Genomic DNA, 25,031 nt, shown 5'->3' with positions numbered 1-25,031 from the left:
GCCAAGACAGTGATCGTGAACAAGCGCAGCATGGCCGCGGGCTATGCAGGCCTGGACAACGAGTTGTTCTACATGGACAAGACCATGATGGTGTTCGGCGACGCCAAGAAGGTGGTCGAGGACATGGCCAAGGCGATCGAGTAGAGAGCCGCTGCAGACGTTCGGCGATCATCGCCCCGCCGGCACAACGCGAGACCGTGGCGACACGGTCTCGCCGCGTTTTTTCCAAACCAAGAATTTCGCTTGAGGAGACTCACTGTGACTGATCGTCCCTGGCTCGGAAGCTACCCGCAAGGCGTGCCTGCCGACATCGATGCCTCTGGCTACCGATCGCTCGTTGCGCTGATGGAGGAGAGCTTCACCAAGTTCGCCGACCGCACCGCCTACAGYTTCATGGGCAAGGACGTGAGCTACGCCGACATCGACCGCCAAAGCCGCGCTTTTGCCGGTTACCTGCAGAGCCTCGGCCTCGCCAAGGGCGACCGCGTGGCCGTCATGATGCCCAATTGCCCGCAGTATCCGATCGCCGTGGCGGGGCTGCTGCGCGCGGGACTGATCCTGGTCAACGTCAACCCGCTCTACACGCCCCGCGAACTGGAGCATCAACTCAAGGACTCCGGCTCGAAGGCCATCGTGCTGATGGAGAACTTTGGCACGACGCTGCAGCAGTGCCTGGCGAACACGCCGATCAAGCACATCGTGCTGGCGTCGATGGGCGACCGCCTCGGTTTTCTCAAGGGCGCGATCGTCAACTACGTCGTGCGCAGCGTCAAGAAAATGGTCCCGGCGTTCAGCCTGCCGGGCGCGGTGCGCTTCAACGACGCGCTCGAAAAGGGCGCGACGCGCACGGTGCAGCCCTCGGCCATCGGGCCGGACGACGTCGCGGTGCTGCAATACACGGGCGGCACCACGGGCGTCTCGAAAGGCGCGGTGCTGTTGCATCGCAACGTCATCGCCAACGTGATCCAGTCCGAAGCATGGAACGATCCCGTGATGCAGAAGGTGCCGGCCCACGAGCAGCCGACCAGCGTTTGCGCATTGCCGCTCTATCACATCTTCGCTTTCACGGTGAACATGATGCTGAGCATGCGAACGGGCGGAAAGCTGATCCTGATTCCGAATCCGCGCGACCTCGCAGGCGTGCTGAAAGAGCTCTCCAAGCACACCTTCCATAGCTTTCCGGCGGTTAACACGCTGTTCAACGGACTGGCGAACCACCCCGACTTCAACACCGTCAACTGGAAGAACCTGAAGGTCTCGGTCGGAGGCGGCATGGCTGTTCAGGGTGCCGTGGCCAAGCTGTGGCTCGAGAAGACCGGTTGCCCGATCTGCGAGGGCTACGGCCTTTCCGAAACGTCGCCATCGGTCACCTGCAACCCGACGACGAGCACCACCTACACCGGCACCATCGGCGTGCCGCTGCCGAGCACCTACGTCAAATTGATCGACGACGACGGCAACGACGTGCCGCTGGGCAGCGCGGGTGAAGTCGCGGTCAAGGGACCGCAGGTGATGGCCGGCTATTGGCAGCGGCCGGACGAAACCGCGAAGGTCATGACCCCCGACGGCTATTTCAAGACCGGCGATATCGGTGTGGCCGATGAGCGCGGCTACTTCAAGATTGTCGATCGCAAGAAGGACATGATCCTGGTGTCGGGCTTCAACGTCTACCCGAACGAGATCGAGGACGTGGTGGCGCAAATTCCGGGTGTGCTCGAATGCGCGGCGGTGGGCATTGCCGACGAGAAGACCGGCGAGGCCGTCAAGCTCGTCATCGTCAAGAAGGACCCGAATCTGACCGAGGCGGCGGTGCGCGAGTTCTGCCGCGCCAACCTGACCGGCTACAAGCAGCCGCGCGTCATCGAATTCCGCACCGATCTGCCGAAGACTCCGGTGGGCAAGATCCTTCGCCGCGAGTTGCGCGACGTCAAGAAGTAACAGTAAGGCAGTAAGGGTTCCGCCGGGGACGCGAGCCGGCATCGCTCTTGCATATTGGGGATGAATGTTCCGATTCATCCTCACCCGGGCGAGCCTGCTGGTGCCGACCTTCATCGGCATGACCCTGCTCGCCTTTTTCCTGATCCGGCTGGTGCCGGGCGACCCGATCGAGACGCTGGCGGGAGAGCGCGGCATCGATCCCGCTCGGCACGCCGTGCTGCTCAAGGAATACGGGCTCGACAAGCCGCTTTTCACGCAGTACGGCATCTACATCGGCCGTGTGCTTCACGGCGACCTGGGCAAGTCGATCATCACGCAGGAGCCGGTGATGAACGAGTTCCTGGCGCTGTTCCCTGCCACGGTCGAGCTTGCGCTTTGCGCGATGCTTTTCGCGCTGCTGCTCGGCATTCCGGCAGGCATCGTCGCGGCGGTCAAGCGGAACTCGCTGTTCGACCATGGCGTGATGGCGACCTCGCTCACCGGCTATTCGATGCCCATCTTCTGGTGGGGTCTGCTGCTGATCCTGTTCTTTTCGGTGCAGCTCGGTTGGACGCCGGTGTCGGGCCGAATCGCCGTGCAGTACTACATCGAACCGGTCACTGGCTTCTTGCTGATCGATTCCCTGCTTTCCGATGACAAGGGCGCTTTCTGGTCCGCGGTGCAGCACCTGATCCTGCCGGCGATCGTGCTCGGAACCAACCCGCTTGCCGTGATTGCCCGCATGACGCGCTCGGCCATGCTCGAAGTGCTGGGCGAGGACTACATCCGCACGGCGCGCGCCAAGGGGCTCGCGCCATTGCGCGTGGTCGGAGTGCATGCGCTGCGCAATGCGCTGATCCCGGTGGTCACGGTGATCGGCCTTCAGGTCGGCGTGCTGTTCACCGGCGCCATCCTGACCGAGACGATCTTCTCGTGGCCAGGCGTCGGCAAGTGGCTGATCGAAGCCATCGGGCGGCGCGACTATCCGGTGCTGCAAGGCGGCATGCTGCTGCTCGGCGTGATCGTGATGCTGGTCAACGTGCTGGTCGATCTGGCCTACGGTTTCATCAATCCCCGCATCCGGCAATCACGATGAGCGCGGTTCCTGTTCCCGTCGAAAAGACCAGCGCCCCACCGGGTCCATGGCGCGAGTTCTGGGGATCGTTCTCGGCCAACCGTGGTGCGGTGATCGGGCTCGGCGTGATCGCCCTGCTGCTGCTGGTGGCGCTGCTCGCGCCATGGATTGCGCCGCATGCGCCCAACCAGACCGACAGCACGGCCTTCCTGCGGCCGCCGGCGTGGCAGGAGGGCGGCTCGGTGACGCACCTGCTAGGCACCGATGCCATCGGCCGCGACATCCTTTCCAGGCTCATGTTCGGCGCGCGCCTTTCGCTGTCGATCGGCGTTGCCGTGGTGGCGATCTCCGTCGCTGTCGGCATCGGCTTGGGCCTTGTCGCCGGCTTCTTCCGCGGTGTGCTCGAGATCGCCATCATGCGGTTCATGGACGTGATCCTCACCCTGCCGAGCCTGCTGCTCGCGATCGTGATCGTCGCCATCCTCGGCCCCGGCTTGATCAACGCCATGATCGCCGTCGCCATCGTCGTGCTGCCTCATTACGTGCGCATCACGCGGGCTGCCGTCATCTCCGAGATATCGCGCGACTACGTGACTGCCGCGCGCGTGAGCGGCGCCGGCACGTTGCGGCTGATGTTCCGCGAGGTGTTGCCGAACTGCGCCGCGCCGCTGATCGTGCAGGCATCGCTCGGCGTGTCGACCGCCATCCTCGATGCGGCGGCGCTGGGCTTTCTCGGCCTCGGCGCGCAGCCACCCTCGCCCGAATGGGGAACGATGCTGGCCGACGCGCGTGAATTCGTGCTGCGCGCGTGGTGGGTCGTGACCTTTCCGGGTCTCGCCATCCTTGCGGCGGTGCTTGCTTTCAACCTCCTTGGCGACGGCTTGCGCGACGCCCTCGACCCCAAACTGAAGCGCTAGGAATGAAGCTCGCCCCCAGCCTCGCCCACTTTGTGTGGCTCGGACACCCCCGGCCGGGGGCAACCCCGGCGGCCCGGCAAAGCCGGCTCCGCGGGGTTTCCCGATTTGACCGCGGCAGTTTGCCGATGAGGGGCGCTGATGCCGCTGCTTGATATTCGCGACTTGCATGTCGAGTTCCCCACTCAAGGTGGCACGCTGCACGCCGTCGATGGCGTGAGCCTGCGCCTCGAACAGGGGGAAGTGCTTGGGATCGTCGGCGAATCGGGCTCGGGCAAGAGCGTCACGATGATGGCGCTGATGGGCCTCATCACCTGGCCGGGTCGCGTGCGTGCGGAGCACCTGCGCTTTGCAGATCACGATCTGCTGGGCATCTCCGACAAAGAGCGGCGCAAGCTGGTCGGCAAGGATGTCGCGATGATCTTCCAGGAACCGACGACCAGCCTCAACCCCTGTTTCACTGTCGGCTGGCAACTGATGGAGACCTTGCGCTTGCACCTGAACATGGATAGGCGCGAAGCGAAGAGGCGGGCGATCGGTCTGCTCGAACAGGTCGGCATTCCGGCGGCGGCGTCGCGCCTGGGCAGCTATCCGCATCAGCTCTCGGGCGGCATGAACCAGCGGGTGATGATCGCGATGGCCATTGCCTGCAACCCGCGCCTGCTGATCGCCGACGAGCCGACCACCGCGCTGGACGTGACCATCCAGGCGCAGATCCTCGACCTGCTGCGCAGTCTGCAGAAGGAGCGCGGCATGGGGCTGGTGCTCATCACGCACAACATGGGCGTGGTCAGCGAGATGGCGCAGCGCGTGGTCGTGATGTATGCGGGCCAGGTGATGGAAGAGCGCGATGTGGCGGATCTCTTCCCCGCGCCACAGCATCCCTACACGGCGGCGCTGCTTGCTGCACTCCCGGAGCGGGCGACAGGCGAAGGGCGGCTCGCGACCATTGCGGGCGTGGTCCCGGGCGTGCACGACCGTCCGCAAGGCTGCCTCTTCGCACCGCGCTGCGCCTATGCCACCTCGCATTGCCGTGCGGAGCGGCCGGCGTTGCGCGAGTGGCTGGGCGGCCGTGTGCGTTGCCACTATCCCCTTGGCGATCCGGACCGGGACGCGGCGCGTGCGCGAGATGGCGCACAGGTCGTGGAGTTCGTCCGATGAACGACGTCGTGGTCGAAGCGCAAGGCCTGCAGCGCGTCTATGCCGTGCGGCGCGGGCTGTTTCATGCGCCTGCGCATCTGCAGGCGGTGGGCAACATTTCGTTCAGGCTCGAAAAAGGTCGAACCCTCGCTGTCGTGGGTGAATCGGGCTGCGGCAAGTCGACGCTCGCGCGCATGGTCGCATTGATCGAAAAGCCGACCGCCGGCTCGCTGACGCTGGTCGGCACGGACGCCGTCAACCCGCCTGCCAGCCGCAAGCGCGAACTGCGGCAGGCTGTGCAGCTCGTGTTCCAGAACCCTTATGGATCGCTCAATCCCCGCAAGAAGATCTCGGCGGTTCTCGAAGACCCGCTCGCCATCAACACGACGCTCGGCAGGGCGCAGCGGGCAGCCAAGGCCCGGGAGATGCTCGCCCGCGTCGGGCTGCGTCCCGAATACGCGAACCGCTACCCGCACATGTTCTCGGGCGGCCAGCGCCAGCGCATCGCCATCGCGCGTGCGCTGATGCTCGATCCGCGATTGCTCGTTGCTGACGAGCCTGTTTCCGCGCTCGACGTTTCGATCCAGGCGCAGGTGCTGAATCTGCTGGCGGACCTGCAGGCGGAACTGGGCCTGTCGTATCTCTTCATCTCCCATGACCTCGGCGTGGTGCGTCACATCGCGCATGACGTGCTGGTGATGTACCTCGGCCACGCCGTTGAGCAGGGCCCGAAGGGGCGCATCTTCGCGCGGCCGCTGCATCCCTATACGCAGGCGTTGCTTGCGTCCACGCCGGGGCTCGCCACACAGCGCATCGTGCTCAAAGGCGAGCTGCCGTCGCCGCTGGCGCCGCCGCCGGGATGCGTCTTCAACACGCGATGCGCGCACGCCACCGAGCGCTGTCGCATCGAGCGGCCGTTGCTGCGGCAGCTCGACGGTCGCGCGGTCGCCTGTCACTACGCAGAGAAGTTTCTGGATGGCGCGGCAGAGGGCCGTGTCGATCATTCCCCGCTCGCGTTCGCGCGGCCACAAACCTGAAGGAGTCGAGTTCATGTCCCCCACTTCCAAACTCTCGCGCCGCCTTCGCGCGGCTGCGCTGCTTGCTCCGGCGGCGCTGGCGCTGGCCTGCGGCGCTGCGTCGGCAAAGACGCTGGTTTTTTGCTCCGAAGGCAGCCCCGAGAACTTCTATGCGGCGGTGAACACGACCGGCACGTCCTTCGACGCCACCACGCAGGTCTACAACAATCTCGTCGAGTTCGAGCGCGGCACGACCAAAGTGGTCCCCGGTCTCGCCGAAAGCTGGACGATCTCGCCGGATGGCCTCGAATACACCTTCAAGCTGCGCAAGGGCGTGAAGTGGCACAACACGTCGAAGAGCTTCAAGCCGACGCGCGACTTCAATGCCGACGACGTCATCTTCATGATCGAGCGCCAGTGGAAGGAGGACGACCCGTTCTACAAGGTCACCAGCACGAACCACTCCTACTTCAACGACATGGGCATGCCCAAGTTGCTGAAGTCGGTCGATCGCGTCGACGACTACACCGTGAAGTTCGTGCTCAACAAGCCCGAAGCGCCTTTCCTGGCCAACCTGGCGATGCCCTATGCCGGCATCCAGTCGAAGGAATACGCGATCGCCATGCTGAAGGCGGGCACGCCGGAGAAGATCGACCAGGACCCGATCGGAACGGGCCCGTTCTACCTCGTGCAGTACCAGAAGGACGCGATCATCCGATTCAAGGCCTTTCCGCAATACTGGGCCGGCAAGGCGAAGATCGATGACCTGATCTTCGCGATCACGCCCGACGCCTCGGTGCGCTGGGCCAAGCTGCAAAAGGGCGAATGCCACGTCATGCCCTACCCCAATCCGGCGGATCTCGACACGATCCGCAAGGATCCCAACGTGCAGGTGCTGGAGCAGGCAGGCCTCAACATCGGATACCTTGCCTACAACACGCAGAAGAAGCCTTTCGACGATGTGCGCGTGCGCAAGGCGCTCAACATGGCGATCAACAAGAAGGCGATCATCGACGGCGTCTATCTCACGACGGGCGTTGCAGCCAAGAACCCGATCCCGCCAACGATGTGGTCGTATAACGATGCGATCAAGGACGACCCGTACGATCCCGAAGCCGCCAAGAAGCTGCTGGCGCAGGCCGGCTACCCGGACGGCTTCGCCACCGATCTGTGGGCGATGCCTGTGCAGCGGCCCTACAACCCGAATGCCAAGCGCATTGCCGAACTGATGCAGGCCGATCTCGCGAAGGTTGGCGTCAAGGCCGAGATCAAGTCCTTCGAATGGGGTGAATACCGCAAGCGCATGCAGGCCGGCGAACATCAGATGGGCATGCTCGGATGGACGGGCGACAACGGGGACCCGGACAACTTCCTCTATTCATTGCTGGGCTGCGCTTCCGCGCAATCGAATGGCAGCAACGTCGCCAAGTTCTGCTATCAGCCCTATGAAGACTTGGTCGTGAAGGCCAAGAATGTGCCGAAGCAATCCGAGCGTGAGGCGCTCTACAAGCAGGCGCAGGTGATCTTCAAGGAGCAGGCGCCATGGTTCACCATCGCCCATGCCGTGCAGCTCAAGCCCGTGCGCAAGGAAGTCGTCGACTTCAAGCTCAGCCCCTTCGGCCGCCACACCTTCTACGGCGTCGACATCAAACAATGACGCCATGCTAGCTGTCGTCGCGGCGATGTACGAGGAATTGGCGGCGCTGCTCGCATTGATGCCGGACGAGCAGCGCATTCCCGTCGCCGGCCGCGACTTCTGGGTGGGCCACCTTCGGGGGCAGCCCGTCGTCGCGGTGCTGTCGCGCATCGGCAAGGTCGCAGCGGCAACGACAGCGACCGTGCTGCTGGAGCGCTTCGGCGCGCAGGCGATCGTCTTCACCGGCGTCGCGGGCGGCCTCGCTCCGGGCGTGGAGGTCGGCGATGTGGTGGTTGCCACCAAGCTCCTCCAGCACGATCTCGATGCCTCCCCCATCTTTCCGAAGTACGAAGTGCCCTTGACGGGCCACGCGCGCTTCGCCGCCGACACCGTCATCAGCGATGCAATCGCCGCCGCGGCTGTCGAGGTGCTGCGCGATCCGGCGGCATTGCTGGGGCTGAAGGTGGTTGAGGACTTCGGCTTGACGGCGCCGAAAGTGCACCGCGGCCTGTTGGTGAGCGGCGACCGGTTCGTGTCGACCGCCGCCGAAAGCGACGCATTGCGCCGCGCTCTGCCCGATGCGCTCGCGGTGGAGATGGAGGGTGCGGCAGTCGCGCAGGTGTGCCACGACTTCGGCGTGCCTTTCGCGGCGGTGCGGACGATTTCAGATCGCGCTGATGACGCGGCCCACGGCGACTTCACTCGCTTCGTCTCGGCAGTGGCAAGCCGCTACAGCCTCGCGCTGGTCGATGCCTGGCTGGCCACGCTGCCAGCCGAAGGGTCTACTTGAGCCAGCCGCGCCGGCGGAAGTACCACATGGGGACCAGCGCGCTGGCGACCATCAACACGATCGCATAGGCGTAGCCGTAGCTCAGGTCGAGCTCGGGCATGAACTTGAAGTTCATGCCGTAGACGCTCGCGATCAAGGTTGGCGGCAGCAGCGCCACGCTTGCGACCGAGAAGATCTTGATGGTCTTGTTCTGGTTGATGTTGATGAAACCGACGGTCGCATCCATCAGGAAGTTGATCTTGTCGAACAGGAAGGCCGTGTGGCTGTCGAGCGATTCGATGTCGCGAAGAATCTGCCGCGCCTCTTCGAACTGCTCGGCGTTGAGCATGCGGCTGCGCATCATGAAGCTCACCGCTCGGCGCGTGTCCATCACGTTGCGGCGGATGCGGCTGTTCAAGTCTTCCTGGCGCGCGATGAGGCCGAGCACCTCGCCGGCCAATTCGTCGCTCACGTTGCCGGACAGCACCTTCTTGCCGGCGGACTCCAGCTCGTCGTAGATGTTCTCCAGCGTGTCGGCGGAGTATTCGGCGTCGGCATCGAAGAGCTTCAGCAGCACTTCCTTGGCGTCTTCGATCAGACCCGGCGCTCGGCGCGCGCGCATGCGCACCAGGCGGAACACCGGCACGTCTTCGTCGTGGATGGAAAACAGCACGCCGCGGCTGCGCAGTTCGGCGTTGTGCTGGTTGAGGATGAAGGCGACGCGGACCGAACGGGGGTTCTCGTCATCGTCGATCAGGAAGTCGCTGCGGATGTGCAGTTCGCCGTTGTCTTCTTCATAGAAGCGAGCCGACTCCTCGATGTCGTCGTCCATCGCATCTTCGGGGATGGACAAGCCGTAATACTGCTTGATCCATCGCTTCTCTTCGATGGTGGGGGATTCGAGATCGACCCAGATGGGCTGGAACTTGGACAGCTCTTCGAGAGCCTCGATCTCTTCTTGGACGAGGCGGCCGTTGGCGAGCGTGAAGATATTGAGCATGGCTCACTTCCCTGGAATGTCTGGCGGTGGAGGCGAGGGGATGGGGCGCTTTCAGTTCCCTCGTCCACGGCGCATCAGGAGGGAAGTGAAAGCTGCCGAGACGGAACGATTTCCACGTGGTTTCTCCGGTTTGCAGCGAGCCGCGATTATGTCATTCAGCCTTGTCAGGATCGTGTCGTCATCTGGATAAACATCCAGTACAGTTGCGGCGATGCACAGCGTTGCCACACCCATTTCCAAGGTATCCGCGGTGTCCATGAAGCCGGCAGAGCGTCTGGCTGCCGCGCTCGCCCAACTCAACGAGGAGCAGCGCGCGGCGGTGCAACACGGCGTCGCAGCCATCACTGGCAGCGCCCCGCCCGATGCCCGCCCCTTGCTCGTGATTGCAGGAGCGGGTTCGGGCAAGACGAGCACCCTGGCGCACCGAGTGGCGCATCTGATCGCCAGCGGCACCGACCCACAGCGCATTTTGCTGCTGACGTTTTCGCGCCGGGCCGCGCAAGAAATGACGCGCCGGGCCGGACAGGTGGTGGTGCGCGTGCTCGGGCTGGCTTCCGACGCGCCGCCAGCGCTGCCCTGGGCGGGCACCTTCCATGGCATCGGTGCGCGGCTCTTGCGCGAGTACGCAACGCAGATCGGACTCGACGAGAACTTCACCATCCATGACCGGGGCGACGCCGAAGACCTGATGGGGCTGGTGCGCAACGACATCGGACTGTCGACCACCGCGCGACGATTTCCGATGAAGGGCACCTGCCTTTCGATCTACTCGCGCACGGTCAATACCTGTGCGCCACTCTCGGAAGTGCTCAAGCAGGCGTTTCCCTGGTGTGCCGAATGGGAAGCCGAACTCAAGCGGCTCTTCGGCGCGTATGTGGAGGCCAAGCAGCAACAGCATGTGCTCGACTACGACGATCTGCTGCTTTACTGGTCCGAAATGATGGCCGAGCCCGCGCTGGCCCGTCAGGTCGGCGAGCGCTTCGATCATGTGCTGGTCGACGAATACCAGGACACGAACCTCCTTCAAGCAGCCATCTTGCGGTCGCTCAAGCCGGACGGCAAAGGCGTGACGGTGGTGGGGGACGATGCACAGTCGATCTACTCGTTTCGCGGGGCGACGGTGCGCAACATCCTTGATTTTCCGCAGCACTTCAGCCAGCCGGCGCGCATCGTCACGCTCGAGCGCAATTACCGGTCGACGCAGCCCATCCTCGATGTGTCCAATTCGGTCATCGCCGCCGCAGCCGAGAGACACGCCAAGACGCTCTGGACCGACAAGCCGTCGGCAGGGCGCCCCCAGCTCGTGCTGGTGCCCGACGAGGCCGAGCAGGCGCGGTGGGTGGCCGATCGTGTGCTTGCGCACCGGGAAGGCGGCCTGGCGCTGAAATCGCAAGCCGTGCTGTTTCGCACGTCCACGCACAGCGCCGCACTCGAACTCGAATTGGCGCGGCGCAACATTCCTTTCGTCAAATACGGCGGTCTCAAGTTTCTTGAAGCCGCGCATGTCAAGGATCTGCTCGCGGTCTTGCGATTTGCACAGAACCCGCGCGGACGCATGGCGGGTTTTCGCGTCACGCAGCTGATTCCCGGGATCGGCCCTGTCACTTCGGCGCGCCTGCTCGACGCGATGGCCGAGGCGTCCGATCCGGGAGCGGTCGTGCAGTCGTTCGTGCCGCCGGCGCCGGCAAAGGACGAATGGGCGCGTTTCGCCGCCATCTATGCAGCGCTGCGCGAGCCCGAACTCGCCTGGCCGGCCGACATGGACCTGGCGCTCGAGTGGTATTTGCCGCACCTGGAGCGGCTGCACGATGACGCAGGCCTGCGGCGAGGCGACGTGGAACAACTTGCCCGACTGGCCGCCGGCTACGCATCGCGCGAGCGCTTCCTGACCGAGCTCACGCTCGACCCGCCCGAGGCCACGAGCGACAGACCCGGACCGCCGCTGCTTGACGAGGACTATCTGATCCTGTCGACCATCCATTCGGCGAAGGGCCAGGAGTGGACATCCGTCCACGTACTCAACGTGGTCGACGGCTGCATTCCGGCCGACGTGGCGCAGGGCGCGCAGGAACTCGAAGAAGAGCGGCGATTGCTCTACGTGGCGATGACCCGCGCGCGTGATCACCTGCACCTGCTGGTGCCCCAACGCTTCTACGTCACTCAGCAGGCGGCGCGCGGCGACCGGCACCTGTACGCGGGTCGCACGCGCTTCATCACCGCGGCCGACGCGCAGCACTTCGAACGGCAGACCTGGCCGCCAGTGCCCGAGCGCGCCCCGCACGTTCCGCCGCCGGCCGCAACCATCGATCTGCTCAGCCGCATGCGGGCTGCCTGGCGCTGAAAGCCGTCACGGCCCTCTCGCCGGCGGGGTCGCCCGGTCATCCTTGACATGCCGGATCAACTCGTGAACCCAGTCCGAACGCTCGTGCTGCGGGCCTTCGCTGCTATCAGATCAATAGCGATTCCACGTCGTGAAGCATGCCCCCACAGGTCCGACTTCAAAGCCATTGCAATTCGATGACAGCATGGGCATAGTGAACCGACCTTCCCCGCATTTCTCTCTCTTCACTCCTCGTTTCGCTCACGCTTCCCTCACGTTTCGCTCCTCTCTTCTCTTCCCACTGCGCTTCCGATTTCCCCCCGGCTACGCCTCTCCAACAAAGGGGCGCGGCTATTTCACCAACCGTCAATCCAGGAGGTCATTCATGAATTTGACGATCAGCGGTCATCACCTCGACGTCACCCCCGCCTTGCGCAATTACGTTACGAGCAAGCTGGACCGAATCACCCGGCACTTCGACCAGGTCGTCGATGTGAAGGTGATCCTCACGGTGGAAAAGCAAAAGGAAAAGGAACGCCGCCAACGAGCCGAGTGCAACATTCACGTCAAGGGCAATGACATGTTCGCGGAATCGAGCCACGCTGATCTCTACGCCGCGGTCGACGAATTGGTCGACAAACTCGACCGGCAGGTCGTGCGCCACAAGGACCGCCTGCAGGATCATCATCACGAAGCGCCCAAGCGCGTGATGTAGTTCCACCCTTCGGGCAAATACTCTTGCGGGCCGCTTCCGAGCGGCCCTTTGCTTTTTGCGGGGTGGGTGCATAATCGCCCCCGCCCCGCACCAACATGAACCGACTCGCGTCCATCCTGCCGCCCGCTCAAGTGCTTGTGAGCGTCGACGCCACCAGCAAGAAACGTGCTTTCGAAGAAGCCGGCCTGCTGTTTGAAAACCTGCATGGTCTCGGCCGCGCGCTCATCACCGACAGCCTTTTCGCGCGCGAGCGCCTGGGCTCTACGGGCTTGGGCCACGGCGTCGCCATCCCACATGGCCGCATCAAGGGGCTCAAGTCCCCGATGGCTGCCGTGTTCCAGCTTGCCAACCCGATCGGCTTCGACGCACCGGACGAGCAGCCTGTGGTTTTGCTCATCTTCCTGCTCGTGCCCGAAGCGGCAACGCAGAAACACCTCGAAATACTTTCCGAAATCGCCGAGCTCCTGAGCGACGCCAACCTGCGCGAGCAGATCAAGTCGAGCACGGACGCCGCGGCGCTGCACGCCTTGATCGCAGGATGGCAATCCGCCCAGGTCGCGTGAAACGCGCGCGCGCAGGACGAGCCGGGCCATGAAGCCGACCGTCATCAGCGCAGACGCGATGTTCGAGGAGTTCCGCGGTTCGCTCCGATGGGAGTGGCTCGCCGGGCTGGGCGCGTCGGAGCGCCAGTTCGATCCCGATGTCATCAGCCGGGCCCAATCAGCCGCCGATCTGGTGGGCTATCTCAACTACATCCATCCCTATCGCGTGCAGATCCTCGGTGCCCGCGAGGTCGCCTATCTCACTCGCGGAACCCCGGACGATTGCGTCCGGCGCATCGCCCGCATCGTCACCCTCGAGCCGCCGATGCTCGTGCTTGCCGACGCGCAGCCCGCGCCGGATGCGCTGCTGTCGATCTGCGAACGTGCGCAACTGCCGCTGTTTGCGACCCGCGAATCGTCGGCTTTCGTGATCGACCTGCTGCGCGCTTACCTGTCCAAGCATTTCGCCGAGCGCACCTCGATGCACGGCGTCTTCATGGACATCCTGGGCCTGGGCGTGATGATCACGGGCGAATCGGGGCTCGGCAAAAGCGAACTCGGTCTTGAACTGATTTCTCGCGGCAATGGCCTGGTGGCCGACGACGCTGTCGATCTCTATCGAATCAACCAGACCACGCTGGAAGGCCGCTGCCCGGAACTGTTGCAGAACCTGCTGGAAGTGCGCGGCATCGGCCTCCTGGACATCCGCGCGATCTTCGGCGAGACAGCCGTGCGCCGAAAGATGCGGCTCAAGCTCATCGTTCACCTCGTGCGGCGAGACAGCTTCGAGCGCGACTACGAGCGCATGCCGTCCGCACCGCTGACGCAGGACGTCCTCGGCATCCCGGTCCGCAAGGTGATCATCCAGGTCGTCGCCGGCCGAAACATCGCCGTGCTGGTCGAGGCCGCGGTACGCAACTCCATCCTGCAACTGCGCGGCATCGACACCTATGCCGACTTCGTCGCCCGCCACCACAAGGCAATGGAAAGCGCAAGGGAAGATTAGCTCGCCCCCAGGCTCGCGCACTTCGTGTCGCTCTCCACCCCCTGACCGGGGGCAACACCAGTGGCCCGGCAAAGCCGGTTCCACGGTGTTTCACCAACGGGCCTGACTGCGCCGGCCGCGACAGGCGCAGCGCATCTTCTTCGGCGGCGCGCAGCGCGCGCCCCTTCGTGGGCAGTCGCGGAACCGGCTTTGCCGGGCCGCTGACTGCGCCCCCCTCAGGGGGGTGGGCGCCCGGACACGCAGTGCCGGGCAACCTGGGGGGCTACCTCTTGCTTATGCAGTCGGCGCAAAGGCCGTAGAGGGACATCGCGTGGTCCTGGAGGATCCAGCCTTTGTCCTTGGAGATCATTTGCTGGCGGCGCTCGATTTCGGCGTCATAGAACTCCTCGACCTTGCCGCACGACGTGCAGATCAGGTGGTCGTGGTGCTTGCCTTCGTTGAGTTCGTAGACCGCCTTGCCGCTCTCGAAATGGCTGCGTTCCAGGATTCCGGCTTGCTCGAACTGCGTCAGCACGCGGTAAACCGTGGCGAGGCCGATGTCGGAATGGTCGTTGAGCAGGACTCGGAACACGTCTTCGGCCGTCATGTGGCGCTGACCGCCGTTCTGGAAGATCTCCAAAATCTTCAGGCGCGGCAGCGTGGCTTTGAGGCCGGTGTTCTTCAGTTCGTCGATGTTGGTCATGGTGTTTCGTGCGCCGTCCCTGCGGCCTCTCCGGGAAGGCCCCAGAGGGGGCAACCGCTACAATGATTCGATCATATCGTCCAACCCTTTTCCCATGTCTGCCTTTCCACAACGCCGTCAATGGCTGCTCGCTGGCGCCATTGCAATGAGCCTGTGCCTCGGCGCTTGCAGCAGCATCGGCAACAGCACGCGCGACGCCCTGACCGCCATGACGCCCTACAAGGTCGAAGTGGTCCAGGGCAATTTCGTCTCCAAGGAGCAGGTCGCAGCACTCAAGCCGGGCATGTCGCGCCAGCAGGTGCGCGAAATCCTCGGCACCTCCCTTCTGTCCGACGTGTTCCATGCCAACCGTTGGGACTACGTCTTCACGATCCGCCGCCAGGGCGTCGAGCCGCAGCAACGGCGGCTGACGCTGTACTTCAACGGCGACACGCTCGAGCGCTTCGAGGGCGATCCGATGCCGAGCGAGGAAGATTTCGTCGCGACGCTCGATACCCGCGCTCGGAGCACCAAGGCGCCGCCCACGCTCGAGGCGACCGAAGACCAGCTCAAGAAGTTCGACCCCAAGGACAATGACAAACAGTCCGGGGGAGAAACCGCGGCGCCTCCGCCGCTGCCGGCAGCCTACCCGCCGCTCGAAACACGCTGAGCGCGCGCCGGCCTCATGGGCCGGCGTGCTTTTTTTGAATCCGCATTTCCCGAGGCCGAAACGCGTGACTGACTCTTCCTCCTCCACATCCCCCAACTCTTTGACGGCCCGCCGTGTCGCTATCGCGGGCGCGTCCGGGCGCATGGGCCACATGCTGATCGAAGCGGTCCGAAAGGCGCCGGACTGCCAGTTGGCCGGCGCGCTCGATATTGCAAGCAGCGCCGCGATCGGTACCGACGCCAGCGCGTTCCTGGGCGTCAAGAGCGGTGTGCCGGTGGTGGCAGACCTCCGAACAGGACTCAAGGACGCGCAGGTCCTGATCGATTTCACGCGCCCGGAAGGGACGATGGCGAATCTCGCCGCATGCCGCGAGCTCGGCGTGCAGCTGGTGATCGGCACCACCGGATTCAGCGACGAGCAAAAGGCCGAGATTGCCGCCGCTGCCAAGGACATCGCGATCCTGTTCGCGCCGAACATGAGCGTCGGCGTCAATGTCACGTTCAAGCTGCTCGAAATGGCCGCGAAGGCGCTCTCGACCGGCTACGACATCGAAATCATCGAAGCGCACCATCGGCACAAGGTCGACGCGCCTTCGGGCACCGCGCTCAAGATGGGCGAGGTCATCGCCGAAGCGCTGGGCCGCGACCTCAAGTCGTGCGCCGTCTATGGCCGCGAAGGCATCACGGGCGAGCGCGATCCGTCCACCATCGGCTTCGCGGCCATTCGCGGCGGCGACATCGTCGGCGACCACACCGTGCTGTTCGCGGGCACGGGCGAGCGCATCGAGATCTCTCATAAGTCGGCCAGCCGCGAAAGCTATGCACAAGGCGCGCTGCGCGCAGTCGGCTTCCTCGCGGACAAGCGAGCGGGCCTCTTCGACATGTTCGACGTTCTGGGTCTGCGCTGAACGCCGGCATGAGCGTTCTGGAACTGCTTACTCACGGCGACGGCGTGAGCCGTTCGGTGGCGGCACTCCTGCTGGTGATGTCGGTTTCGAGCTGGGTAGTGATTCTCTGGAAGGCTTGGCTCCTGCGCGGCGGCACGCGCGACGTGCTGCGAAGCATCGCTGCGTTCTGGCAAGCGAGGTCGCTCGAAGAGGCCGAGATGAGCCTCAAGGCCTTCGACCGCGCGGCGCTGGTGCTGCCAGCCGTGAGTGCGGGCCGCAATCTTGCGATGAGTCCTGCCAAAGGTACCCTCGGCGGCACCGTCGAACGCAGCCAGCGCGTCACGCGCGTGCTGCGCGATGCCCTTCACGGCGCATTGCGTCGCCTGCAAGCTGGCCAGATCCTGCTCGCGACGGTGGGCGCCACGGCGCCCTTCGTCGGTCTGCTGGGAACGGTCTGGGGCATTTACCGCGCCTTGGTCGGCATTGCCGGCCAGACAGGTGGCTTCACGATCGACAAGGTGGCCGGGCCCGTCGGCGAGGCACTCATCATGACTGCCTTCGGCCTGGCGGTTGCGATCCCCGCAGTGCTGGCCTACAACGTGTTCGGCCGCCTGGTCGGGCGTATCGAGGCCGAACTCGAAGGCTTCGCGCACGACCTGCTCGGAATGCTGGGCGAACCTGCGCAGCCCGAAGCACCGCTGCCGCCAGCTCGTCCCATGCCCGTGTGAATCCGAGGCGATAAACCATGGCGTTCGGTCGCACATCGCTCGGCAGCACGGCCACCGGCGGCCGATCGACGGGCGCCGGTGGACAGCGCCCGCTGTCGGACATCAATGTCACACCGCTTGTCGACGTGATGCTCGTGCTCCTGGTGATCTTCATCATCACTGCACCGCTGATGGCGAGTTCGATCAAGCTCGATCTGCCGCGCACTGACGCCGGGCAGCCCAACGAAACGCCAAAATTCGTATCGCTCGTGGTCGACGCGGCGGGCAAGGTCTTCCTGAACGATCAGCCCGTGACGCCCGATGAGTTGGCCACCGGGCTCGCGAAAGCCGCCGCCGACAGTCGCGACACGGAAGTCCAGCTTCGCGCCGACCAGACCGTGCCTTACGGGAAGGTCGTCGAACTGATGGGCATCGCGAACAAGGCGGGCTTGAGCCGAATCGGCTTTGTCACCGAAGCACCTCGACCCAAGGCCGGCGGTTAACTCAGGACCACCGGGCGCGTTTTCCAGATCTCGTGCGCGTACTGGGCAATCGTTCGATCGGAAGAAAACGCGCCCATCCCGGCTACGTTGAGGATCGCCATGCGCGTCCAAGCGTCGGCGTCTCGATAGAGCGCGTCGACCTTACCCTGTGCCTCGACGTAGCTCGCATAGTCGGCCAGCAGCAGATAGTGGTCGCCCCAGCTCACGAGCGCGTCGAATATCTCCTGGAAGCGCGACGGCTCGCCGGGTGAGAACGCACCGTCCCGGATGCTGTCGAGCACGCGCTGGAGTTCCGGATTGCTCTCGTAGATGTCTCGCGGCTGGTAGCCGCCCGCGCGAATCTCGGCCACTTGCGGCGTGGTCTTGCCGAAGATGAAGAAATTGTCTGCGCCTACGTTGTCGCGCATCTCCACGTTCGCTCCGTCGAGCGTGCCAATGGTCAGCGCGCCGTTCAGTGCGAACTTCATGTTGCCGGTGCCCGAAGCCTCGGTGCCGGCCGTCGAGATCTGCTCGGAGAGATCCGCCGCTGGCATGATGAGTTCGGCCAGGCTCACGCTGTAGTTGGGGATGAACACCACCTTCAGCAACTTGCCCACGCGCTCGTCGTTGTTGATGGTGTGCGCGACATCGTTGATGAGCCGGATCACGAGCTTGGCCATGTGATAGGCCGAGGCCGCCTTGCCGGCGAACACCACCACGCGCGGCACGTGCCCCGCATCCGGCTCATCCAGGATGCGGTGATAGCGGGTGATCACGTGCAGCACGTTGAGAAGCTGCCGCTTGTATTCGTGGATGCGCTTGACCTGCACGTCGAACATCGCGTCCGTGTCGATGTCGATGCGCAGGTGCTCGTCGACCCAGTTGGCAAAGCGCAGCTTGTTCTCGCGCTTGGCATGGCGGAAGGCACGCATGAAGGCCGGTTGCTGGGCCATTGGCCGCAGCACTTCCAACTGCGTCAGGTCGCGCCGCCAGCCACGGCCGATGCGCGTGTCGAGCAGCGCCGCCAGGGGCGGGTTGGCCTGCGCGAGCCAGCGCCGCGGCGTGACCCCGTTGGTCTTGTTGTTGAAGCGCTCGGGAAACAGCTTGGCGAAGTCCGCGAAGATCGACTGCTTCATGAGTTCGGAATGCAGCCCCGACACGCCGTTGACCGAATGGCTCGCGAGCACGGCCACGTACGCCATGCGCACGCGGCGCTCGCCCGCTTCGTCGATGAGCGACAAGCGGCGCATCAGTTCGGCGTCCTGCCCGTGCGTCTGCGCGACGCTGGCGAGAAAGCGGGCGTTCATGTCGAAGAGGATCTGCAGATGGCGCGGAAGAATCCGCCCGAACATCTCCACCGGCCATGTCTCGAGCGCCTCGTGCATCAGCGTATGGTTGGTGTAGCTGAACACCTTTTGGGTGTGCGCCCACGCCGTGTCCCAGGGCAGGCCGTGCTCGTCGATCAACAGCCGCATCAGCTCGGGGACGGCCAGCACCGGGTGCGTGTCGTTGAGATGGATGCTGACCTGGTCGGGCAGTTCGTCGAAGCTGGAGTGATTGCGCAGATAGCGGCGCACGAGGTCCTGCACACTGGCGCTGACGAAGAAATATTCCTGGTGAAGCCGCAGCTCGCGGCCTGAAGGCGTGGAGTCGTCCGGATAGAGCACGCGGGAGACATTTTCCGAGCGGTTTTTGCTCTCCACCGCCTGCATGTAGTTGCCGCGGTTGAAGGCCGTAAGGTCGATCTCCTCCGACGCCCTCGCCGACCATAGCCGCAGCGTGTTCGTGGCCTGCGTGCCATAGCCGGGAATGATGGTGTCATAGGCCACGGCCAGCACCTCGTGGGTGTCGACCCAGTTGGCCGCGCCATAGGGCGCACCCTTGCCTTCGCGCCGCTGCACATGGCCGCCGAATCGAACGCGATAGGTCACCTCCGGTCGCTGGAACTCCCAGGGATTGCCGCGCGTGAGCCAGTAGTCGGGCGTCTCGACCTGCTGGCCGTCGACGATGCGTTGCCGGAACATCCCGTATTCGTAGCGGATGCCGTAGCCGATGCCCGGCACGCCCAGCGTCGCCATCGAGTCGAGAAAACAGGCGGCCAAGCGCCCGAGGCCGCCGTTGCCGAGCGCCGCATCGGGCTCGCGTTCGACGAGCGCCTGAATGTCGACGCCGAAATCCGCCAGGGCCTGCTTCACGGTGTCGTGCAGTTCCAGCGCGAGCAGGGCATTGGTCAGCGTGCGGCCGATCAGGAACTCCATTGACAGGTAGTAGACGCGCTTGAGCCGCTGCGCATAAATGGCGCGGGTGGTGCCCATCCACCGTTCGACGAGCTGGTCGCGCACCGCGAAAGCGGCGGCATGCAGCCAGTCATCGGGGCTCGCGGCAACGGGGTCCTTGCCTACTGCATAGATCAATTTGTTGGCCATCGCCAGCTTGAAGGCGGCGACGTCGCGATCGGGATGGTCGTACTTGAAATCTTCAATGGTCATGATGAAAACGGTATGGATTCGCGAATGGACTTCAGGCCAGCGCCTCGGCGTAGACCTGAAGGTAGCGCGCTGCGGCGGTGCCCCAGTCGGCGGGGCGACTCATGGCAGCGGCGCGAACGGCGCGCCAGTCAGCGGGCCGTCGGTAAAGAGCGAAGGCGCGGCGGACGGCGCGTGCGTAGTCCGCTGCATCGAATGCGTTGAACGAGAAGCCCGTGGCTTCGCCGCTCGCCATGTCCTCGAGCGTGGTGTCGACCACTGTATCGGCCAGGCCGCCCACGCGATGCACCAGCGGAAGACTACCGTACTTGAGGCCGTACATCTGCGTGAGGCCGCAGGGTTCGAACAGCGAGGGGACCAGCGTTACGTCGCCAGCGCCGAACAAGCGGTGCGCGAGCTCTTCACTGTAGCCCAGCGTGACGCTGATCTTCTTCGGTGCATGGGCGGCGCGGTGGCGAAAGGCGGCTTCGAGTTCGGCATCGCCGCTGCCGAGCAGCGCAAGTTGCCCGCCCTGCGCGATCAACGCGTCGAGCCCGGCGAGGACGAGGTGCAGGCCCTTTTGCTCCGTCAACCGGCTCACCACCACGAAGAGCGGTGCGTCGGGCTCGACCGCAAGGTCCAGTTCTTGCTGCAGCGCCGCCTTGCAGCGGGCCTTGCCCGCCATGCGCGTGCTGTCGAAACGGTGCGGAATCAACACGTCGGTCGCAGGATTCCAGACCTGGTCATCGACTGCATTGAGGATGCCGCTGAGCACGTCCGATCGCGCCCGCAGAAGGCCGTCCAGCCCGAAGCCCTGCTCCGGCGTCTGGATTTCGCGAGCGTAGGTGGGGCTCACCGTCGTGATGCGATCGGCAAAGCACAACCCGCCCTTCATGAAGGACACTTGGCCGTGGTATTCGAGCCCATTGATGCTGAACGCGGCTGGCGGCAAACCCAGCTCCGACAAATGCCACGGCGCGAACAAGCCTTGGTAGGCGAGGTTGTGCACGGTGAAGACGCTGCCCACGCGCCCGCGCCCATTCGGCGGCGCAAAAGCCAGATAGGTCGGCGCCAGCGCGGCATGCCAGTCGTGCGCGTGCACCACCTCCGGCTGCCAGTCCGGATCAAGACCCCGCGCGATCTGCGCGCCCGTCCAACCCAGCAGCGCGAAGCGGCGATGGTTGTCGCCGTAAGGCTGGCGATTCGCATCCTCATAGGGGTTGCCGGGCCTGTCATAGAGCATGGGCGCATCGATGACGTAGGCGGGAATGCCCGGCGATCCGTTGACCGGTATCTGACCGAAGCGCAGATGCATCCGATCGCCCCAAGGCGCTACGAACTCCGTCACAGCGCTCATGTCGGCGATGCCGGCGATGATGGCCGGAAACCCGGGCAGCAGCACCCGCACGTCCTGCCCCGCAGCCGTCAGCGCCAAAGGCAGTGCGCCCGCGATGTCGGCCAGCCCTCCCGTCTTGAGCAGGGGAAACAGTTCGGCACTGACTTGAAGTACCCGCATGCCTTATTGCGGTGCCCCGAGGCGCTTGAGCATCTCGCGGGTGATCAGCACGACGCCGCCTTCCGTGCGCTCGAAGCGCGCGGCATCGGCGTCCGCGTCTTCACCGATCACCGTGTGCTCGGGGATGATGCAACCGCGATCGATGACGACCTTGTTCAGCCTGCTGCCCTGTCCGACCTGCACATCCGGCAGCAGCACCGCTTCATTGATGACGCAGAACGAATGCACCCGAACGCCCGAGAACAATACCGAGCTGCTCACCTTCGAGCCGGAGACGATGCACCCGCCCGAGACGATCGTGTTGACCGTCATGCCGTGCTTGCCCTCGCGGTCGAGCACGAACTTGGCTGGCGGCAACTGTCGCTGATAAGTCCAGATGGGCCAGTCGGTGTCATAGATGTCGAGTTCGGGGGTGATCGATGCCAGGTCGAGATTGGCTGCCCAGAACGCATCAATCGTGCCCACGTCGCGCCAGTAGGCCCGGGCGTTGGCGCCGCGCCGGGCCCGCGTCACGCAGGACATGCCGAAAGGATGCGCCAGCGCGCGGCCCTCCTGGACTGCGCGTGGAATGATGTCCTTGCCGAAATCGTGGTCGGAGTCGGGATCGACGCTGTCTTCCTCGAGCAGCCTGTAGAGATATTCGGAATCGAAGATGTAGATGCCCATGCTGGCCAGTGCGACGTCCGGCTTGCCCGGCATCGCGGGCGGGTCGGCCGGCTTTTCAAGGAAGGCGGTGATGTTTCGGTCCTCATCCACTGCCATCACCCCGAAGGCGACCGCTTCCATGCGCGGAACCTCGATGCATCCAACCGTGCAGCCGCGCCCGTGCGCGACGTGGTCCGTCAGCATGATCGAGTAGTCCATCTTGTAGACGTGATCGCCGGCGAGCACGACGACGTAGTCGTGCGGCGTTGACCGGGTCTGGATGATGTCCAGGTTTTGATAGACCGCATCGGCCGTGCCGCGGTACCAGTGCTCGTCGCCCATGCGCTGCTGGGCGGGGAGAACATCGACCATCTCGTTGAGCTCGGCGCGCAGGAAGCTCCAGCCGCGCTGCAGGTGGCGCATCAGCGAGTGCGACTTGTACTGCGTCACCACCGCCATCCGGCGGATGCCTGAGTTCAGGCAGTTCGACAGGGCRAAGTCGATGATCCGGAACTTTCCGCCAAAGTAGACCGCCGGCTTGGCCCGCCGGTCGGTCAGTTGCTTCAGCCTGGATCCCCGGCCGCCTGCGAGTACCAGTGCGATGGTGCGCCGAACGAGCTGGTGGGCCTGCAATGTCGGTTGCGCGATGTCGTCCATCTTTTGCCTCCGTTTGATTTTCCCCGGAGAGGCAGACTAGCACCCCGGCGCACGATTGGCTCCTATGTTTTTGCGACCCAGAGGCTGCCGGGCGGCAATGATTCAGAGCTTTCGAGGGGTCGCGCGTGGGCGCTCTCCGCGTCCACGTCGCTGGCCAGCTTGCGAAACCACGATCCCGCAGGCAGTCGGAACGGCGTTGGGTGCGCTTCGGCGTTGACGAGGACCAGCCAGCGCGCGCCGGGCGCCGGGGTTTCGAAGAGGATCGCCAGCGCGTGCAGGTCGCCGCGCTCCCAGTCCGCCGTCTCCATGGCGCGGCCTTCGGGGGTGAGCCAGCGCAGCGCGGTGTCACCTGGCGGGGCACCGGCTGGCCACCACTGTGCATGCCGCAGCGGCGCAGCCTCGCGGCGCAGCGCCAGCAGACGGGAGACGTAGGTGCCGAGGCTCGCATCGGCATGGTCCCAGTCCAGCCAAGTCGTTTCGTTGTCCTGGCAGTAGGCGTTGTTGTTGCCGCGCTGGGTCTGACCCAGTTCGTCGCCTGCCAGCAGCATCGGTGTGCCTTGCGACAGCAGCAGCGCCGCCAGCAGCACCCGCTGCAGGCATCTGCGTTCGGCGAGGACGGCGGGGTCGTCGGTATCGCCCTCCACGCCGCAGTTGCGGCTCAGGTTGTGGCCATGGCCGTCGCGGTTGTTCTCGCCATTGGCGAGGTTGTGGCGCTCGTTGTAGCTCAGCAGGTCGCGCAGCGTGAAGCCATCGTGCGCGGTGACGAAATTGACGGTTGCCGTGGGCGCTCGGCCGTCGTGCTGGAAGGCATCGCTCGACGCGGTAAAGCGGCGTGCGAATTCACCGACGCCCGCGCTCTGGTGCAGCCAGAAGCCGCGTTGGGCATCGCGAAAGCGATCGTTCCATTCCAGCCATCCCGGCGGAAATTCGCCGAGGCGATAGCCGCCCGGGCCGACATCCCACGGCTCTGCGATGAGCAGCGCCTGCGCCAACACGGGATCTTGGGCGACAGCGGCAAAAAACGACGCGCGAGGATCGAATTCGCCGCCCTTGCGACGAGCGAGGATCGGCGCGAGATCGAACCGGAATCCGTCCACGCCCAGCTGCGTGACCCAGTGACGCAGGCTGTCCATCACCAGCTGAACCACGCGCGGTTCGGCGAGGTTCAGGCAGTTGCCGCAGCCGGTCCAGTTCTCGTAGAGCGCGGGGTTGTCCGGCCGCAGGTGGTAATAGAGCGCGTTGTCGATGCCGCGCAGGCTCAGGGTCGGGCCGAGTTCGTCGGTCTCGCCGCTGTGGTTGAAGACCACGTCGATCACGACCTCCATGCCGCGTGCGTGCACGGCGTCCGTCATGGCGCGGAACTCGCTCGCGGGGCTCGTTCCGGGGCGGCCGCTCCAGTAGCGGGTCTCGGGGGCGAACCAGCCGATGGGGCTGTAGCCCCAGTAGTTGCTCAGCCCGAGTGCGAGCAGGCGGGATTCGTCGGCTCGGTGCTGGACGGGCATGAGGTTGAGGGTGGTGACTCCCAGGCGCTGAAGGTGGTCGAGCACGGCCGGATGCGCGAGACCTGCGTAGGTGCCGCGAAGGTCGGGCGGCACCTCCGGATGCAGCCGGGTATGGCCGCGTGTGTGCAATTCGTAGAGCACGCGGTCTGGGGCGGGGATGCGGGGGCGGTCGGTGGGCGCGGGGGGGAGGGGGGCTGTGACTCGGGCTTTGAGGGCTATGAGTGCGTTGTCGCGGGGGTCGGGGTGGGTGGGGTTCGAAGGGTCGTGGCCGAGGAACTGGTCTTCGCCGGCGTAGCGGCCGACGACCTCGCGGGCATAGGGGTCGAGGAGTACCTTGGCGGGGTTGAAGCGGTGGCCCTCCTGGGGGGACCAAGGGCCGTGGACTCGGTAGCCGTAGATGAGGCCGGGGCGGGCGCTGGCGAGGACGGTGTGCCAGGTGCCGTTGGTTTTTGTTGTCAGTTTCAGGCGTTGTTGTTCTTGGTGGGTTGTGGGGTCGAAGAGGCAGAGGTCTACGGAGGTGGCTTGGGGGGCGTGGAGGGCGAAGTTGACTCCTGCGGGGGACGGAGTTGCGCCTAAGGGGTAAGGGAGGCCTGGGGTCATTGGATTGGGGTGTTGGTGGTTTTGGGGGTGGGGGCCGGGACTCGCCCCGGCGGGCGACTTCCTTTCTTTTGCTTCGCCAAAAGAAAGTAAGCAAAGAAAAGGCGACCCTGCTGTGGGCGTCCCTTCGCTGCGCTACGGGCAACCTGCGGTGCTCGCTTTTCGTGGGGTCCGCGCAAACTCGGCAAACTCG

At 64.7% G+C, this 25,031-nt stretch carries 22 protein-coding genes; 16 read left to right on the top strand and 6 right to left on the bottom strand.

The annotated features are described in order from the left end of the window. The 8 genes from AC1DMA_RS29905 to AC1DMA_RS29870 form a co-directional block, all read left to right on the top strand. The coding region (locus tag AC1DMA_RS29905) for an NAD(P)(+) transhydrogenase (Re/Si-specific) subunit beta (protein ID WP_478146445.1) at positions 1-144 on the top strand (144 nt) is incomplete at its 5' end. Between the two features lie 114 nt (positions 145-258). Beyond that, complete coding sequence (locus tag AC1DMA_RS29900; RefSeq protein WP_478146443.1) at positions 259-1,938, top strand: long-chain-fatty-acid--CoA ligase; 1,680 nt, start codon at positions 259-261, stop codon at positions 1,936-1,938. Positions 1,939-2,002: 64 nt separating this feature from the next. Further along, on the top strand, positions 2,003-3,013 hold the full coding sequence (locus tag AC1DMA_RS29895; RefSeq protein WP_478128926.1) for an ABC transporter permease subunit: 1,011 nt from the start codon (positions 2,003-2,005) through the stop codon (positions 3,011-3,013). Next, positions 3,010-3,909 carry an ABC transporter permease subunit gene (locus AC1DMA_RS29890; RefSeq protein WP_478128925.1) on the top strand — a complete coding sequence of 300 codons (900 nt, stop codon included), beginning with the start codon at positions 3,010-3,012 and terminating at the stop codon, positions 3,907-3,909. The genes AC1DMA_RS29895 and AC1DMA_RS29890 overlap by 4 nt, the downstream gene beginning before the upstream one ends. A gap of 138 nt (positions 3,910-4,047) precedes the next feature. Then, the gene (locus tag AC1DMA_RS29885) at positions 4,048-5,067 is read left to right on the top strand and encodes an ABC transporter ATP-binding protein (protein WP_478128924.1); all 1,020 of its coding nucleotides are present in this window, start codon (positions 4,048-4,050) and stop codon (positions 5,065-5,067) included. Next, complete coding sequence (locus AC1DMA_RS29880; protein ID WP_478128923.1) at positions 5,064-6,083, top strand: peptide ABC transporter ATP-binding protein; 1,020 nt, start codon at positions 5,064-5,066, stop codon at positions 6,081-6,083. Before AC1DMA_RS29885 ends, AC1DMA_RS29880 begins: the two co-directional genes overlap by 4 nt. Positions 6,084-6,096: 13 nt before the next feature. Further along, positions 6,097-7,719, top strand: a complete 1,623-nt coding sequence (locus AC1DMA_RS29875; protein WP_478146442.1) for an ABC transporter substrate-binding protein — start codon at positions 6,097-6,099, stop codon at positions 7,717-7,719. Positions 7,720-7,723: 4 nt separating this feature from the next. Beyond that, positions 7,724-8,488, top strand: coding sequence for a 5'-methylthioadenosine/adenosylhomocysteine nucleosidase (locus AC1DMA_RS29870; protein ID WP_478128921.1), 765 nt, complete (start codon positions 7,724-7,726; stop codon positions 8,486-8,488). Here the strand turns inward: AC1DMA_RS29870 and corA are convergent. Continuing rightward, positions 8,481-9,467, bottom strand: coding sequence for a magnesium/cobalt transporter CorA (corA, locus tag AC1DMA_RS29865; RefSeq protein ID WP_478128920.1), 987 nt, complete (start codon positions 9,465-9,467; stop codon positions 8,481-8,483). The genes AC1DMA_RS29870 and corA overlap by 8 nt on opposite strands. Positions 9,468-9,723: 256 nt before the next feature. Between corA and AC1DMA_RS29860 the strand changes: the two genes are divergently transcribed. The 4 genes from AC1DMA_RS29860 to hprK all read left to right on the top strand — a co-directional run bounded on the left by AC1DMA_RS29860 (position 9,724) and on the right by hprK (position 14,050). Beyond that, positions 9,724-11,808: an ATP-dependent helicase gene (locus AC1DMA_RS29860; protein ID WP_478146444.1), complete on the top strand. Its 2,085-nt coding sequence runs from the start codon at positions 9,724-9,726 to the stop codon at positions 11,806-11,808. Between the two features lie 364 nt (positions 11,809-12,172). Further along, a complete protein-coding gene (hpf, locus tag AC1DMA_RS29855; protein ID WP_068640485.1) occupies positions 12,173-12,502 on the top strand; it encodes a ribosome hibernation-promoting factor, HPF/YfiA family in 330 nt (109 codons plus the stop codon). A gap of 95 nt (positions 12,503-12,597) precedes the next feature. Further along, positions 12,598-13,065 carry a PTS sugar transporter subunit IIA gene (locus AC1DMA_RS29850; RefSeq protein ID WP_088958292.1) on the top strand — a complete coding sequence of 156 codons (468 nt, stop codon included), beginning with the start codon at positions 12,598-12,600 and terminating at the stop codon, positions 13,063-13,065. A 28-nt stretch (positions 13,066-13,093) separates the two neighbouring features. Continuing rightward, the gene (hprK, locus tag AC1DMA_RS29845; RefSeq protein WP_478128919.1) at positions 13,094-14,050 is read left to right on the top strand and encodes an HPr(Ser) kinase/phosphatase; all 957 of its coding nucleotides are present in this window, start codon (positions 13,094-13,096) and stop codon (positions 14,048-14,050) included. A gap of 262 nt (positions 14,051-14,312) precedes the next feature. On the opposite strand, the gene fur is transcribed toward hprK, so the two are convergent. Then, entirely contained in the window at positions 14,313-14,732 is a 420-nt protein-coding gene (fur, locus tag AC1DMA_RS29840) for a ferric iron uptake transcriptional regulator (RefSeq protein ID WP_478128918.1), read from the bottom strand. 94 nt (positions 14,733-14,826) lie between these two features. On the opposite strand from fur, the gene AC1DMA_RS29835 reads away from it, so the two are divergent. From AC1DMA_RS29835 to AC1DMA_RS29820, 4 genes are all read left to right on the top strand, one after another. Next, positions 14,827-15,381, top strand: coding sequence for an outer membrane protein assembly factor BamE (locus AC1DMA_RS29835; protein WP_478146441.1), 555 nt, complete (start codon positions 14,827-14,829; stop codon positions 15,379-15,381). Positions 15,382-15,445: 64 nt separating this feature from the next. Further along, positions 15,446-16,288, top strand: a complete 843-nt coding sequence (dapB, locus tag AC1DMA_RS29830; RefSeq protein WP_478128916.1) for a 4-hydroxy-tetrahydrodipicolinate reductase — start codon at positions 15,446-15,448, stop codon at positions 16,286-16,288. Positions 16,289-16,296: 8 nt separating this feature from the next. Beyond that, positions 16,297-16,995 (top strand): MotA/TolQ/ExbB proton channel family protein, encoded by a 699-nt coding sequence (locus AC1DMA_RS29825; RefSeq protein WP_478146440.1) that lies wholly within the window; start codon positions 16,297-16,299, stop codon positions 16,993-16,995. Between the two features lie 17 nt (positions 16,996-17,012). Then, positions 17,013-17,477, top strand: coding sequence for an ExbD/TolR family protein (locus tag AC1DMA_RS29820; protein WP_478146439.1), 465 nt, complete (start codon positions 17,013-17,015; stop codon positions 17,475-17,477). Here AC1DMA_RS29820 and AC1DMA_RS29815 read toward each other — a convergent pair. The 4 genes from AC1DMA_RS29815 to glgX form a co-directional block, all read right to left on the bottom strand. Continuing rightward, entirely contained in the window at positions 17,474-19,945 is a 2,472-nt protein-coding gene (locus AC1DMA_RS29815; RefSeq protein ID WP_478146438.1) for a glycogen/starch/alpha-glucan phosphorylase, read from the bottom strand. The two genes, AC1DMA_RS29820 and AC1DMA_RS29815, sit on opposite strands and share 4 nt — an antisense overlap. Positions 19,946-19,976: 31 nt before the next feature. Next, positions 19,977-21,437, bottom strand: coding sequence for a glycogen synthase GlgA (gene glgA / locus AC1DMA_RS29810; protein ID WP_478146437.1), 1,461 nt, complete (start codon positions 21,435-21,437; stop codon positions 19,977-19,979). A gap of 3 nt (positions 21,438-21,440) precedes the next feature. Beyond that, the gene (gene glgC / locus AC1DMA_RS29805; protein ID WP_478146436.1) at positions 21,441-22,739 is read right to left on the bottom strand and encodes a glucose-1-phosphate adenylyltransferase; all 1,299 of its coding nucleotides are present in this window, start codon (positions 22,737-22,739) and stop codon (positions 21,441-21,443) included. Positions 22,740-22,801: 62 nt separating this feature from the next. After that, positions 22,802-24,841 (bottom strand): glycogen debranching protein GlgX, encoded by a 2,040-nt coding sequence (gene glgX / locus AC1DMA_RS29800; protein ID WP_478146435.1) that lies wholly within the window; start codon positions 24,839-24,841, stop codon positions 22,802-22,804. Positions 24,842-25,031 lie beyond the last annotated feature (190 nt).

It is taken from the genome of Variovorax sp. 05N34 (assembly GCF_056397405.1).
This window is presented reverse-complemented; position numbering and strand designations above follow the sequence as displayed.